Here is a 14486-nt window from a genome sequence, read left to right on the forward strand (position 1 = left end):
CGGACGCGTGGCGAGGAATCAGTGACGCGTGCCGCCGGACGGGCCGACGTTGGCGGGTTGAGCGGGATGGGAGGCATTGGCGCGCGCGGGCGTGGCCGCATCGGTGGCCAGCGCGGCGCCGCCCGCGGGCGGTTGGGTGTTCTGCGGCAGGATATGCACGAAGACCTCGCCTTCGCGCATCATGCCCAGCTCGCCGCGGGCGCGTTCCTCGATGGCGCCGGTGCCATTGTCCAGATCGCGCACCTCGGCTTCCAGCGCGGCGTTGCGCGCGCGCAGGCCGTCGTTGGTCTCGCGCTGCTCAGCCACCTGGCGTTGCAGGTCCCAGACCTTGAACCAGCCGCCCTTACCCAGCCAAAGGGGGTATTGGATCAGGCCTACCAGCACGAACAGCACCAGGAACAACAGGCGCATACGCAGGAACCCTCAGCAGTCGTGGCGCTAACAAGGCCGCGGCGCCTGCCGCGGCCCGCTTACATTAACGCAAGTTGTAGAAGGCTTCCAGGCCAGGATACGACGCGACCTCGGCCAGTTCTTCCTCGATGCGCAGCAACTGGTTGTACTTGGCCATGCGATCCGAACGCGACAGCGAGCCGGTCTTGATCTGCATGGCGTTGGTGGCCACGGCGATGTCGGCGATGGTCGAATCCTCGGTTTCGCCCGAACGGTGCGAGACGACGGCGGTGTAGCCGGCGCGCTTGGCCATTTCGATGGCGGCGAAGGTCTCGGTCAGGGTGCCGATCTGGTTGATCTTGATGAGGATCGAGTTGGCCACGCCCTTCTGGATGCCCTCGCGCAGGATCTTGGTATTGGTGACGAACAGGTCGTCGCCCACCAGTTGCACCTTCTTGCCGAGCTGGTCGGTCAGCAGCTTCCAGCCTTCCCAGTCGTTTTCGGCCATGCCGTCCTCGATCGAGATGATCGGATACTTGTCGCACCAGGTGGCCAGCAGGTTGGTGAATTCCTGCGAGGACAGCGAAATGCCGCCTTCGCCGGCCAGGGTGTACTTGCCGTCGCGGTAGAACTCGGAGCTGGCGCAATCCAGGCCCAGGGCGATTTGCGTGCCCGGCTCGTAGCCGGCTTCGGTGATGGCCTTCAGGATCAGCTGGATGGCGGCTTCATGGCTGGCCACGTTGGGGGCGAAACCGCCCTCGTCGCCGACCGCGGTGGACATGCCCTGGCCGTGGATCAGCTTCTTGAGCATGTGGAAGACTTCGGCGCCCCAACGCAGGGCCTCGCGGAAGCTGCCCGCGCCCACCGGCAGGATCATCAGTTCCTGCAGGTCGAGGGTGTTGTTGGCGTGCGCGCCGCCGTTGATGACGTTCATCATCGGCACCGGCATGCTCATGGGGCCGCTGCCGCCGAAGTAGCGGTACAGCGACAGGCCCGACTCGTCGGCGGCGGCGCGGGCCACGGCCATCGAGGCGGCCAGGATGGCATTGGCGCCCAGGCGTTCCTTGGACTCGGTGCCGTCCAGCTCGATCAGGGTGCGATCGACGAAGGTCTGCTCCTGGGCGTCCAGGCCCATCAGCGCTTCCGAGATTTCGGTATTGAGGTTCTCGACGGCGCGCAGCACGCCCTTGCCGAGGTAACGGCTCTTGTCGCCGTCGCGCAGCTCGATGGCTTCGCGGGCGCCGGTGGACGCGCCCGACGGCACGGCCGCGCGACCCATGGCGCCGGATTCCAGCAACACGTCGCATTCGACGGTCGGGTTGCCGCGAGAATCCAGGATCTCGCGGCCGATGATATCGACAATTGCACTCATGACTTTACATTCCCTGAACGATAAACATATTCATGACGGCCGCGCCTTCGCGGGCATTGCGGGCGCGCCGGTACTGCCAGGAGTCGTAGAAAGCCTGGGCCGCGGCCATGGACGGAAACTCCATGACGACGGTACGGCCGGGCTCACGCCCCTCGAGGTGCCGGGATTCGCCGCCGCGCACCAGGATCTTGGCATCGTACGCGCGCATGGCGAGCGTGGACAGACGCTTGTAATCCTCGTACTGCGCGGGCTTGGTCACGGTGACGTCGGCGATGAGATAGGCACTCATGGGGTTCCTTCAGGGCAGTTGCGTTGATGGGGTCGCGGCGCCGGACCGCATGACACGGGCAGTGTCGCGCAACACGGCCGGGCCGTGCCTGTCCGATGCTAAGTGGTTGTATCCGAAAGCAGCGCCACGGCCCTGGGCCACAGCGGATTGTCCACCAGGAGCGGAGACGGGGACAAGGCCGGCGGCCCGGGCGGCGCGGATGCGCGGCTCGGTGCCGCCGGTTTCCATTACGCTCCCTGGCCGCGGCGGGCCTTCTGCTCGATGGCGGCGCGGATGTAGCTGGAGAACAGCGGATGACCGTCACGCGGCGTGGACGTGAACTCCGGGTGGAACTGGACACCGACGAACCAGGGGTGGTCGGGCAGTTCCATGATTTCCGGCAGGTTCTCGGTCGGGGTGCGCGCGCTGATCACCATGCCGGCCTCTTCCAGACGCGGCACGTAGACGTTGTTGACTTCGTAGCGATGGCGATGGCGCTCGTTGACCTCGTCGCCGTAGATCGACTGGGCGCGGGTGCCCGGCTTGACCGGCACGCGCTGCGCGCCCTTGCGCATGGTGCCGCCCAGGTCGGACGAGTTGTCACGCTTTTCGACCTTGCCTTCGCGGTCCATCCATTCGGTGATCAGGGCCACCACGGGGTGCGGCGCGGAGGGATCGAATTCGGTGCTGTTGGCGCCGCCCAGGCCGGCCACATGGCGCGCGAACTCGATCACGGCCAATTGCATACCCAGGCAGATGCCCAGGTAGGGCACGCCGTTTTCGCGGGCGTAGCGGATGGCGGCGATCTTGCCTTCGGTGCCGCGCTTGCCGAAACCGCCCGGCACCAGGATGGCGTCCAGGTGCTTGAGCTGGTCGGTGCCGCGGGTCTCGATGTCTTCGGAATCGATGTACTCGATGTTGATCTTCGAGCGCGTGTGGATGCCGGCGTGCACCAGGGCTTCGGTCAGCGACTTGTACGATTCGGTCAGGTCGACGTACTTGCCGACCATGCCGATGGTGAGCTGGTGCTCGGGGTGTTCGAGCGCGTAGACCAGGTTGTCCCACATGGACAGGTCGGCCGGCGGCGGGGTCAGGCCCAGCGCTTCGCAGACGATGTTGTCCACGCCCTGCTTGTGCAGCATGGCCGGGATCTTGTAGATGGAGTCAGCATCCCACACCGAGATGACGGCGTCCAGGGGGACGTTGGAGAACATCGAGATCTTGGCGCGCTCGTCGTCCGGGATGGGACGGTCGGCGCGGCACAGCAGCGCGTTCGGGTAGATGCCGATTTCGCGCAGCTTCTGCACCGAGTGCTGAGTCGGCTTGGTCTTGAGTTCGCCGGCCGACGGGATGAACGGCACCAGCGTCAGGTGCACGAAGGCGGCATTGTTGCGGCCCATGCGCAGGCTCATCTGGCGCGCGGCCTCCAGGAATGGCAGCGACTCGATGTCGCCGACGGTGCCGCCGATCTCGACGATGGCGACATCGGTGTTGCCATTCCAGGCGGCATCGGCGCCACGGGCGATGAAGTCCTGGATTTCATTGGTGATGTGCGGGATCACCTGGACGGTCTTGCCCAGGTAGTCGCCACGGCGCTCCTTGCGCAGCACCGATTCGTAGATCTGCCCGGTGGTGAAGTTGTTCACCTTGTGCATGCGGGCGGACACGAAACGCTCGTAGTGGCCGAGGTCCAGGTCGGTTTCGGCGCCGTCTTCCGTGACGAACACTTCCCCATGCTGGAACGGGCTCATGGTGCCCGGATCGACGTTGATGTAGGGGTCGAGCTTGAGCATGGTGACCTGCAGACCACGCGACTCGAGGATGGCGGCAAGCGACGCAGCGGCGATGCCCTTGCCCAGGGAAGACACCACTCCGCCGGTGACAAATACGTATTTGGTCATCGTAATAAGCGCCCGGGACGAGCGGGCGCGTGCGGGAAATTTGGATTATAGCCGGGAGGCGGAACTTGTCTGGGTTTTCCCTTAGCGCCCAGGAGTAACATTTGGCTGCATCCGGTCGCCGGCCTGTCGCGCCCGCCGCGCAGGCTTCATGCTATGTTCGTCCCCGTTTTTGACACACCGAGGAGCGGCACCGTCGATGATCATTCCGTCCACCCGTCCGAATGCCCTGGCCTGGCACCTGGCCCTCATCGCGGCCGGCCTGCAGCTGCTGGGCAACACCCTGGTCCAAGCCTATCTTCTGACGGCCTCGCCGATGGCCGGGCTTTTGCGCCAGACCTATGCGCGCCCCGACATGGCCGCCACGACCGTGGTGCAGATCGTCGCCGGCAGCCTGCTGATCGGCCTGGTGACCTGGTGCACCATGCAAGGCTGGCTGCGGCGCCACGGCGCTGGCGGTGTTGACCGGCCGCGCCGCCTGGTGGCCGTGCTGTTGGCGATGTCCCTGGTGCTGTTCGTCCTGGTTTCGGCCGGGCAGGCCCTGCTGCATCATGGCTTTTATTCGCTCGTCACCGATCACAAGGAATGGCTGGACAACGCCTTCGGCCGTTCCGGTCCGGCGCGCATGCTGCTGATGGTCCTGCCGGTCAAAGTGTGCGCCTTACTGCTGGCGATCCTGGGCGGCTGGCTGGCGGTGCGCATCGCCGCCTGGAGCGTTACCCCCGACGCCGGGGCGCTCCCCCCGCCCTATCGCCCGCGCCACGCGGCATGGATCGCCGCGCTGACGCTGCTGCTCTGGCAATTGCAGGTCGGGCTGATAGTGGGCGCGTACTTCATGGCCTATGCCAGCTCGCAGCAGTGGCTGGACTATGCCCTGGGCTACTGGGTGCTGCCGGCCCTGGTCTTGGCGCTGGCGGCGTGGACGTGCCTGAAGAGCCTGCCCGGGCACCTGGGCCCGGCCGGATTCGGTCGCGCGTTCGCCCACGGCACCTTCGCATTCTGGCTGACACAGGCTCTCGGGGTCGGCCTGGCCCTGCTCGTTCTCAACGCCATGAGCTGGCGCCAGATCATGCGGGCCGCCCAGATGCAGACGACGACCGTACTGTCGCTGCTGATCTATGGCGTGCTGCTGGCGCTGGCCTGCCGGGCTGGCGCGCGGCTGTTTTACCGGCGCGCGGAACCGCCGCGAGCCAACCCGGCTTGACGTCGCGCTCAGATGGCGGCGGTACGACGCGCCAGCCAGGCCAGCGCCTCACCCTGCACCAGCGGCGACAGGCGCTCGAATACCGTTTCGTGATAGTCGTTCAGCCAGGCGATCTCGTCGGCGCGCAGCAGCGACACCTCGATGCAACGCGTATCGATCGGGCATAGCGTCAGCGTCTCGAAGCACAGAAACTCGCCCAGCTCGGATGTCAGCCAGGCGCGGTTGGCCACCAGGTTCTCGATACGCACGCCCCAGCGGCCCGGACGATAGATGCCGGGTTCGTTGGAGGTGATCATGCCCGGCTCCATCGCCGTGTGCGGTCCGGGGGCCGCGCGGTAGGAAATGACCTGCGGACCTTCGTGCACGTTCAGGAAGTAGCCCACCCCGTGGCCGGTGCCGTGGCCGTATTCGGCGCCGCCAGCCCAGATCGGCGCGCGCGCGATGGCGTCCAGCATGGGCGACGGCGTGCCGCGCGGGAACGAGGCGCGCGACAAGGCGATCATGCCCTTGAGCACCAGCGTGAAATCCACCTTCTGGTCGGCGCTGGGCGTGCCCACCGCGACCACGCGGGTGATGTCGGTGGTGCCGCCCCGGTACTGGCCGCCGGAATCGATCAGCAGCAGGCCGTCGCCCTCGATGGTGGCGTGCGACTCGGCCGTGGCGCGGTAATGCGGCATGGCGCCATTGGCGTTGAAGCCGGCGATGGTGGCGAAGCTGGGGCAAACGTAGTCCGGGCGGCGGGCGCGCGCGGCGGTGATCTGCTCGTCGATGGTCAGTTCGGTGATGCGCTCGTTGCCCAGCGCGCCTTCGAACCAGGCGAAGAATTCGCACAGGGCGGCCCCGTCCTGCGCCATGGCCTGGCGGACATTGGCCAGCTCGGCGTCGGTCTTGCGCGACTTGATCAGGGTGGACGGGTTGATGGCTTCGACGCGCGGCACGGCCGGGTCCATCGCGTGGAACACGCCGCAGGTGACGCGGGCCGGGTCGATCAGCAGCTTCTGGTCGAGTTCGAGCGAGGCCAGCGCGTCGGCGGCCTGGGCGTAATCGGCCACCTCGACACCGTCGGCGGCCAGCGTGGCGCGCAGGGCGGCGTCGATCTTGCCGTCGGCCACGAACAGCGTGGCGTGATCCAGGCCGATCAAGGCATGGCCGACGAACACCGGGTTGTAGTCGACGTCGGCGCCGCGCAGGTTGAACAGCCAGGCGATGTCATCGAGCGTGCTGACGAAATGCACGTCGGCGCCATGGGCGCGCATGGCCGCGCGCACCTGGGCCAGCTTGTCGGCGCGCGTGACGCAGGCCTGCGGCGCCACGTGCTCGTAGATCGCGGCCTGCGGCAGGCCGGCGCGATCGGTCCAGATCTCGTCCAGCAGGTCGGCGCGGATTTCCAACGTCGCGCCCGATGCGGCGGCAGCCGCCGCCAGCGCGCGGTACGCGGCCAACCCCAGCACCTGCCCATCGACACCGATGACGTCGCCGGCGCGGGTGTTGGCGGCCAGCCAGTCCACATGGCCCGGCGTGGTGGCGACGGCGATCTTCATCAGTTGCACGCCGGTGCCGGCCAGCTGCGCCTCGGCCTGCACCCAATAGCGGCTGTCGACCCACAGGCCGGCGAAATCGGCCGTCACGACCAGGGTGCCCACCGAGCCCGTGAAGCCCGACAGCCAGCGCCGGCCCTGCCAGCGCGCCGGCAGGTATTCGGACAGGTGCGGGTCCGAGGACGGCACGATATAGGCGGAAAGGCCGTGGCGGCGCATGGCCTGCCGCAGTTGGGCGATACGGGCGTCGGTGCTGGACATGGGTTTCCTTAGCGCAACATGAAGGACATGGCGGCCAGGCTGTTGAGCGTGCGGATGGCGGACTGCATGCTGTCGGTGGTGAACCGCAGGGTCACGCCGTCCACGCGTTCGAGCGCGGGCCACATGCAGAACAGGTCGGCAAGGGCCGCGCTCTGGGTCTGCAACCGGCATTCTATAGGGGGCGCGATACGGAACGGAACCGCCTTTCTCAGATCGCGCACCGCCGTCTCGGCGGCGGCGGCGATGGCGCGGCGCGCTGCCGCCGGCGACAGCGTCACGCCGCTGCCCTGGCCGTGCGCCACCTTGGTCTGCACCCACTGCGCCCCCGGGAACAGGTCGGCGGTCTCGGCGATGAACACGTCGTCGCCGGTGGCCAGGATGACCGGCACGCCCATCTCGCCCGCCAGCGCGCCGTACAGGCCCGCCTCGCCCAGTTCCATGCCGTTGATGAAGACGCGCGCGAAGGCGAAGCTGTTGATGGTGTGCGCCAGCACGCCGCGGCCCTGCGAGCGTGAGTGGTAGCCGATCATGAAGACGGCGTCGCAGCCCTCTTCCAGGCCGCCCATCATGCCCAGGTAACGCGGCTTGCCCAACACCAGGCGAGCGCGCTCGTCCAGGCCGTCCGGCAGCAGGTTGCGAAAGCCGCCATGCGAATCATTGACCAGGACCTGCGTGGCGCCGCCCGCGAGCGCGCCTTGCACCGCGGCATTGGCCTCGCCGGTCATCCAGGCGCGGGCACGCTCGTATTCGCCATTGCCGGCGCGCACTTGTTCAGCATGGAAGACGCCGGCGACGCCCTCGATATCGGTGGAAATAAGGATCTTCATGGGAATGCCTCGATGGGATTCAGAATTCGGTGTCCGCCAGCCATTGGCGCCAGGCGGGCGCGGCATCGCGGATGGCGGCGCGGTGATGGCCGTCGCGGCCATGCACGCCCTCGGCACGCCAGAGCGCGGCGATGATGGCCTGCTCGCAGGACTCGGCCGCCGCCTCGAACAGCGGATCGATGCGGGTTTCGTGCAGCATGGCGAGCGCCGGCATCGCACGCTCGGCCTGTTGCGGCACGGTGTATGCGGTGGAGAACGCCAAGGCGATGTCGCCGCTGCCGTGCCCGAACACCGAGCCGGTGCGGGCCAGGCCGGCGCCGGCGCGCAGCGACAGGCGGCGCAACTGGCGCGCGTCGAGCGGCGCGTCGGTCGCCACCAGCAGAATGATGGAGCCCTTCTCCGGCACGATGGCGGCATTCTCGCCGGCCTGCGCCAAGCCGCGATCCAATTGGTCCGCCAGCCGCCGGCCGAATGGCCGGCCGGCCACGGTCAGGTTGGGCAGGCGGCCGAAGTTGGCCAGCACCAGCGCGCCCACGGTATAACGCAGCCCCGGCTGGATCGGCGCCACGCGCGAGGCCGAGCCGATGCCGCCCTTGAACGAAAAACACGACATGCCGCGCCCGGCGCCGACCGCGCCCTGCGCCATCCGCTTGTCCGCGGCGGCCAGCGCGTCGGTGTAGTGCGATTCCTGCACCGCCATGGCCTGGATATCGTTGAGATAGCCATCATTGCACTCGAACACGAGTGGATTGACCGTGGCCATGCCGCGGCCGATCTCGGGATTAGCGGCAATCGCCGCGCGGATCTGGGCGTTGGCCACGGTGCCCACGCCAAAGGTGTTGGTCAGCGCGACCGGCGTTTCCAGCACGCCCAACTCTTGTACCTGGACCAGGCCGGTGCTCTTGCCGAAACCGTTCAGCACCGTGGCGGCCGCCGGCACCTTGTCCAGATAGAGGTCGCCGCCATGCGGCCGCAGCACGGTCACGCCGGTCTGCAGCGCGCCATCGGCCAGCGTGCAGTGGCCGACGGTGATGTCGCCCACGTCGCAGATCGAGTCCAGCGGGCCGGCTTCCAGCTTGCCGACGCGGGGTTGGTCCAGCGCTTGTTTTTCCATGCTTGTCGCTGCGTGTCGCCACGCTCCAGAATGCAAAATGCCGCCGTCCTGCGTAGCCGTGGCGCCCGCCGCGAGGCGGGCGCCCGGACGCGGGCGGCGGCAAGGGAACCGATGCCGCGCCGTGCCCCGCGGGGCACGGCGCGATAACCATTATCCGCTCGGCGCTTACTTGCGGTCGATCTTGGGATCGAGCGCGTCGCGCAGGCCGTCGCCCAGCAGGTTGAACGCCAACACGGTCAGGAAGATCGCCAGGGCCGGGAAGATCGCCACGTGCGGGGCGATCACCATGTCGGCGCGCGCCTCGTTCAGCATCGCGCCCCACTCCGGCGTGGGAGGCGAGGCGCCCATGCCCAGGAACGACAGGCTGGCCGCGGTAATGATCGAGGTGCCGATGCGCATCGTGCCATACACCACGATCGGCGAGATCGTGCCGGGCAGAATGTGGCGCATGATGATGGTCCAGTCGGACGCGCCCACGCTCTTGACCGCCTCGACGTAGGTCATCTGCTTGATCGAGAGCGTGTTGCCGCGCACCAGACGGGCAAACGCCGGCACGCTGAACACGGCCACGGCGACAATCACGTTGACCATGCTCGAGCCCAGGATGGCGACCACGCCGATCGCCAGCAGCATGCCGGGAAAGGCCAGCAGCACGTCCGAGACGCGCATGGTGATGCGTTCCCACCAGCCCTCGTAGTAGCCGGCCATCAGGCCCATGAAGGTGCCGACGATGGCGCCCATGGCGACGGACAGGAAGCCGGCAGCCAGCGAAATGCGCGCGCCCATGATGATGCGGCTGAAAATGTCGCGACCGAGCGAGTCCACGCCCAGCCAGTGGGCCCAGGACGGGCCGGCGTTGAGGGCGTCGTAGTCGAAGAAGTTCTCCGGGTCGAACGGCACGATCCAGGGAGCGAGGATCGCCACCACGACCAGCAGCAGGACGAAGACGCCGGCGCCCACGGCCAGCTTCTGCTTCTTGAATTTGCGCCAGAACTCGGTGGCGGGCGTGCGCACGTCGTTCTTGGGCGCGGCGGCGGCAACGGTTGCGGCGGGTGTCGTATTGCTCATGGCCGCCTCACTTGTAACGGATGCTGGGATTGATGACGCCATAGAGCACGTCGACAATCAGGTTGATCAGGATGAATTCGAACGAGAACAGCAGCACCAGGCCCTGAATCACCGGGTAGTCGCGCTGGGTCACGGCATCGACCAGCAGGCGGCCGAGGCCGGGCCAGTTGAACACCGTCTCGACCACGATCGAGCCTCCCAGCAGGAAGCCGAATTGCAGGCCCATCATGGTGACGACCGGAATCAGCGCGTTGCGCAGCGCGTGCTTGATGACCACGCGGCGCTCGCTCAGGCCCTTGGCGCGAGCGGTGCGCACGAAGTCTTCCTGCACCACTTCGACGAAGGAAGCGCGGGTGAAGCGCGCCATCACCGCGGCCACCGCCGCGCCCAGCGTGATGGACGGAAGAATGTAGTGTTTCCAGCTGGAAGCGCCCACGGTCGGCAGCCAGCCCAGGTTCACGGAAAATATCTGCATCAGCATCATGCCCAGCGCGAACGCGGGGAACGAGATGCCGGACACCGCCAGCGTCATGCCCAGGCGATCGGGCCAACGGTTGCGCCAGACCGCCGACACGATCCCGATGATCATGCCGAAGGTGACGGACCAGGCCATGCTGGCGATCGTCAGCCACAGCGTGGGCATGAAACGATCGGCGATTTCGGTCGAGACGGGACGCTTGGTACGCAGCGAGGTACCCAGGTCGCCTTGCAGCATGTGGCTGAAATAGCGCACGAATTGCTGCGGCAGGGGCAGATCCAGCCCGAGTTCCTTGCGCACCAGTTCGACGGTCTGCTGGTCGGCCTCCTGGCCCGCGGCCAGTCGCGCCGGGTCGCCCGGAAGCATGTGCACAAACAGGAACACGACCACGGCCACCAGCAGCAGCGTGGGGATCATGCCCAAAAGACGTTTGACGATGTAGGTCAGCATTGAAATTCCTGCAACATCGGCGGGGACACCGCGTCCCCGCCGTATGTGGCCTTGCAAGGGCCTCGCGGCCCCGAGAGTTACCGCCGGATTACTGCTTCAGATCGATGTCGCCGAACCAGAACGAGGTGTCCGGTTCCACGTACACGCCCGACAGGTTCTTCGACTTGACGTACAGGTTGTTCTGGGTCACCAGGAAGGCCCACGGGGCATCCTTCCAGATGGTTTCCTGAACGTTCTTGTAGATCTCGGTCTTCTTGGCGCGATCGGTGGTCGCCAGGGCTTGCTGGACGCCGTCGTCAACCGACTTGTTCGAGTAGTACGACACGTTGTTGAGCACCGGCGGGAACGCGGCGGTGGTCAGCAGCGGACGCAGGCCCCAGTCGGCTTCGCCGGTCGAGGACGACCAGCCGGCGTAGTACATGCGGACCTTGGCGTCCTCAGGCTTTTGCACCTGTTGCACGCGCTGCACGCGCTGGCCCGATTCCAGCACCTCGACCGACACCTTGATGCCGACTTGCGCCAGTTGCTGCTGCAGGAACTGCACCACCTTCACCGAGGTGCCGTCGTTGTAGGCGGACCAGAGCTGGCTTTCGAAGCCATTGGGGTAGCCGGCTTCGGCCAGCAGGGCCTTGGCCTTCTTGATGTCGTACGGCCACGGGCCGGTCTTGTAGGCGAAGTCCACGCCTTGCGGCACGACGCCGTCGACGACGGTGGCGTAGCCCGAGAAAGCGACCTTGGACAGGGCTTCCTTGTTGATGGCGTAGTTGATGGCCTGACGCACCTTGATGTTGTCGAACGGCTTTTGCTGCGTGTTCATCGACAGGTAGCGGGCCATGATCGAGTTCTTGTGATCGACCACATCCAGCTTGTCGTTCTTGGACAGCACGGCGGCCTGCTCGAACGGCACCGGGAAGGCGAATTGCGCTTCGCCCGTCTGCACCACGGCGGCACGGGTGTTGTTGTCGGTAACGGTGCGGAACGTCAGGGTGTCGATCTTCGGATAGCCCTTCTTCCAGTAGCCGTCGAACTTCTTGACCTTCAGGTACTCGGCCGGCTTCCATTCGACGAATTCGAACGGGCCGGTGCCCACCGGGTGGAAACCGATTTCCTTGCCGTACTTGGCCAGGGCGGCCGGCGAGATCATCATGGCGGCCGGGTGAGCCAGCGCGTTGATGAAGGCCGAGAACGGCTTCTTCAAGGTGATCTTGACGGTCAGCGGATCGACCACTTCGGTCTTCTCGATGACGCTGAACTGGATGTAGCGCGACAGGCGGTTGTCCGGGTTGGACGGACGGTCGAAGTTGACCTTGACGGCTTCGGCGTTGAAATCGGTGCCGTCATGGAACTTGACGCCGGGGCGCAGCTTGAAGGTGTACACCAGGCCGTCTTCGCTGACGGTGTAGTCGGTGGCCAGCACCTTCTGGATCTTCAGGTCCTTGTCGAACTCGAACAGGCCTTCGTAGTAGGCCTTGCCGGCCGCCTGGTTCAGCGTGCTGTTGGTGTTGTACGGGTCGAGCGTTTCCAGCGCGATGGAGACGGCAAACGTCACGTCCTTGGCAGCATGCGCCAGCGGCGAAGTGAGCACGCCGAAGGCCACCGCGGCGGCGGCCATCAGCTTGGTGGGGCGCAGAACTTTCATCATTGCAACTCCTGGTTCCTGTGCGGAATTAGGGGGTTTGGTGGAAGAAAAACAAGTACGACAACAGACTCAATACGCTCCGCCGACCGGATGACGGGCGACGAAGTGATCGGTTCCTACCTGCACCAGCGGCTGCACCACCGGCTCGTCGCCGAGCCGGCGGATGGGGCTGGGGATTTCATCGGACAACAAGGTGCGCTTCATGTGGCGGCGCGCCGGATCGGCGATCGGCACGGCCGCCATCAGCTTCTTGGTGTACGGGTGCTGCGGGTTCTCGAAAATCGCCCGGCGCGGGCCGATCTCGACGATCTGCCCCAGGTACATGACGGCCACGCGGTGGCTGACACGTTCGACCACGGCCATGTCGTGCGAAATGAACAGGAACGCAATGCCCATGTCGCGCTGCAGATCGATCAGCAGGTTGACGATCTGCGCCTGGATCGACACATCGAGCGCCGAGACCGATTCATCGGCGATCACGACCTTGGGATTGAGGGCCAGGGCGCGCGCGATACAGATGCGCTGGCGCTGGCCGCCGGAGAATTCATGCGGATAGCGCTGCGCCATTTCCGGCGGCAGGCCGACGCGTTCGAGCAGCTCGGCCACACGCTGCTCGGCCTGCTTGCCCTTGGCCACGCCATGCACCAGCAACGGCTCCATGATCGAGAAGCCCACCGTGACGCGCGGATCGAGCGACGCGAACGGGTCCTGGAACACGAACTGGATGTCGCGGCGCAGCGATTGCAGCTCGCTGGTCTTCAGGCTCACGATGTCGCGACCGCCAAAGCGGATCTCGCCGCCCTGGCTTTCCACCAGGCGCAGCAGCGAGCGGCCGGTGGTGGACTTGCCGCAACCGGACTCGCCCACCAGCGACAGCGTCTCGCCGGGGTACAGGTCGAAGCTGACTTTCTCCACCGCGTGCACGCGGCGCTGCACCCGGCTCAGGATGCCGCCGCGCAGGTCGAAACGCGTGACCAGGTTGCGCACGCTCAAGATGGGCTCGCGGTGCGCGGCCGGCACTTCCTGCGTGCTGGCGGCGCCCGGCTCGGCCACCGGCTGGGCCTTGCCATCCACCTGCAGCAGCGGAAAGCGCGCCGGCAGGTCGGTACCCTGCATCGCGCCCAGCTTCGGCACGGCCGACAGCAGCGCCTGGGTGTAGGCGTGCCGGGGCGTGGCGAAGACCGACGCCGACGGCCCTTCCTCGACCTTGTCGCCGCGGTACATGACCAGCACGCGATCGGCCACTTCGGCCACCACGCCCATGTCGTGGGTGATGAACACCACGCCCATGTGCATTTCTTCCTGCAACTGACGGATCAGCTGGAGGATCTGCGCCTGGATGGTGACATCCAGCGCGGTGGTGGGCTCGTCAGCGATCAGCAGCGCCGGCTTGCAAGCCAGCGCCATGGCGATCATGACGCGCTGGCGCATGCCGCCCGACAACTGGTGCGGGTAACGGTTCAGCACCGACTTGGCTTCCGGGATGCGCACCTGCTCCAGCATGCGCAGGGCCTCGGCGCGCGCGGCGGCGGCATCCATGCCCTGGTGCTCGCGGATCGACTCGGCGATCTGGTCGCCGGCGGTGAACACCGGGTTCAAGGACGTCATCGGCTCCTGGAAGATCATGGCCATGTCGGCGCCGCGCACATTGCGCATCACGCGCTGGTTGGCGCCGACCAGGTCGATCACGGAACCGTTGCGGCGGCGCAGGGCCATGCGGCCCTGGGCGATACGGCCGCCGCCATGTTCCACCAGGCGCATCAGCGCCAGCGACGTCACCGACTTGCCCGAACCCGATTCGCCCACGATGGCCAGGGTTTCACCCCGGTCCACATGGAACGACAGGTTGCGCACGGCTTCGACCGTGCGCTCCGAACCCACGAAGCGCACCGTCAGGTCGTCGACCTGGACCACGCGGTTATCCGGCAGCGCCAGGCTGTTTGCGCGATCAACCATATCTCTAGTAATCCCCAAAACTG

12 protein-coding genes are annotated in these 14486 nt (G+C 66.6%); 1 reads left to right on the forward strand and 11 read right to left on the reverse strand.

Annotation, left to right across the window (positions count from 1 at the left end):
• Positions 1–18: 18 nt before the first annotated feature.
• The 4 genes from ftsB to K2W61_RS01515 all read right to left on the reverse strand — a co-directional run bounded on the left by ftsB (position 19) and on the right by K2W61_RS01515 (position 3931).
• Complete coding sequence (gene ftsB, locus K2W61_RS01500) at positions 19–411, reverse strand: cell division protein FtsB (RefSeq protein WP_175133150.1); 393 nt, start codon at positions 409–411, stop codon at positions 19–21.
• Positions 412–475: 64 nt separating this feature from the next.
• On the reverse strand, positions 476–1762 hold the full coding sequence (gene eno, locus K2W61_RS01505; protein ID WP_054450719.1) for a phosphopyruvate hydratase: 1287 nt from the start codon (positions 1760–1762) through the stop codon (positions 476–478).
• A gap of 4 nt (positions 1763–1766) precedes the next feature.
• On the reverse strand, positions 1767–2051 hold the full coding sequence (locus tag K2W61_RS01510; protein WP_006389344.1) for a DUF1330 domain-containing protein: 285 nt from the start codon (positions 2049–2051) through the stop codon (positions 1767–1769).
• Between the two features lie 227 nt (positions 2052–2278).
• Positions 2279–3931, reverse strand: coding sequence for a CTP synthase (locus K2W61_RS01515; protein WP_175133149.1), 1653 nt, complete (start codon positions 3929–3931; stop codon positions 2279–2281).
• A 196-nt stretch (positions 3932–4127) separates the two neighbouring features.
• Here K2W61_RS01515 and K2W61_RS01520 point away from each other — a divergent pair, with 196 nt between their 5' ends.
• On the forward strand, positions 4128–5132 hold the full coding sequence (locus K2W61_RS01520) for a hypothetical protein (RefSeq protein ID WP_175133148.1): 1005 nt from the start codon (positions 4128–4130) through the stop codon (positions 5130–5132).
• 8 nt (positions 5133–5140) lie between these two features.
• Here K2W61_RS01520 and K2W61_RS01525 read toward each other — a convergent pair whose 3' ends face one another.
• The 7 genes from K2W61_RS01525 to K2W61_RS01555 all read right to left on the reverse strand — a co-directional run bounded on the left by K2W61_RS01525 (position 5141) and on the right by K2W61_RS01555 (position 14463).
• Entirely contained in the window at positions 5141–6931 is a 1791-nt protein-coding gene (locus K2W61_RS01525; RefSeq protein ID WP_175140709.1) for an aminopeptidase P family protein, read from the reverse strand.
• Between the two features lie 8 nt (positions 6932–6939).
• Complete coding sequence (locus tag K2W61_RS01530; protein WP_175133146.1) at positions 6940–7758, reverse strand: M55 family metallopeptidase; 819 nt, start codon at positions 7756–7758, stop codon at positions 6940–6942.
• 19 nt (positions 7759–7777) lie between these two features.
• On the reverse strand, positions 7778–8872 hold the full coding sequence (locus K2W61_RS01535) for a DmpA family aminopeptidase (RefSeq protein WP_236754968.1): 1095 nt from the start codon (positions 8870–8872) through the stop codon (positions 7778–7780).
• A gap of 165 nt (positions 8873–9037) precedes the next feature.
• Positions 9038–9940 carry a glutathione ABC transporter permease GsiD gene (gsiD, locus tag K2W61_RS01540; protein WP_175133144.1) on the reverse strand — a complete coding sequence of 301 codons (903 nt, stop codon included), beginning with the start codon at positions 9938–9940 and terminating at the stop codon, positions 9038–9040.
• 7 nt (positions 9941–9947) lie between these two features.
• Positions 9948–10868 carry a glutathione ABC transporter permease GsiC gene (gene gsiC / locus K2W61_RS01545; RefSeq protein ID WP_175133143.1) on the reverse strand — a complete coding sequence of 307 codons (921 nt, stop codon included), beginning with the start codon at positions 10866–10868 and terminating at the stop codon, positions 9948–9950.
• A gap of 88 nt (positions 10869–10956) precedes the next feature.
• Positions 10957–12510, reverse strand: a complete 1554-nt coding sequence (gene gsiB, locus K2W61_RS01550) for a glutathione ABC transporter substrate-binding protein GsiB (protein ID WP_175133142.1) — start codon at positions 12508–12510, stop codon at positions 10957–10959.
• Between the two features lie 66 nt (positions 12511–12576).
• Positions 12577–14463, reverse strand: coding sequence for a dipeptide ABC transporter ATP-binding protein (locus K2W61_RS01555; protein WP_175133141.1), 1887 nt, complete (start codon positions 14461–14463; stop codon positions 12577–12579).
• Between the last annotated feature and the right edge of the window lie 23 nt (positions 14464–14486).

It is taken from the genome of Achromobacter pulmonis (genome assembly GCF_021733725.1).
GTDB lineage: Bacteria > Pseudomonadota > Gammaproteobacteria > Burkholderiales > Burkholderiaceae_B > Achromobacter > Achromobacter pulmonis.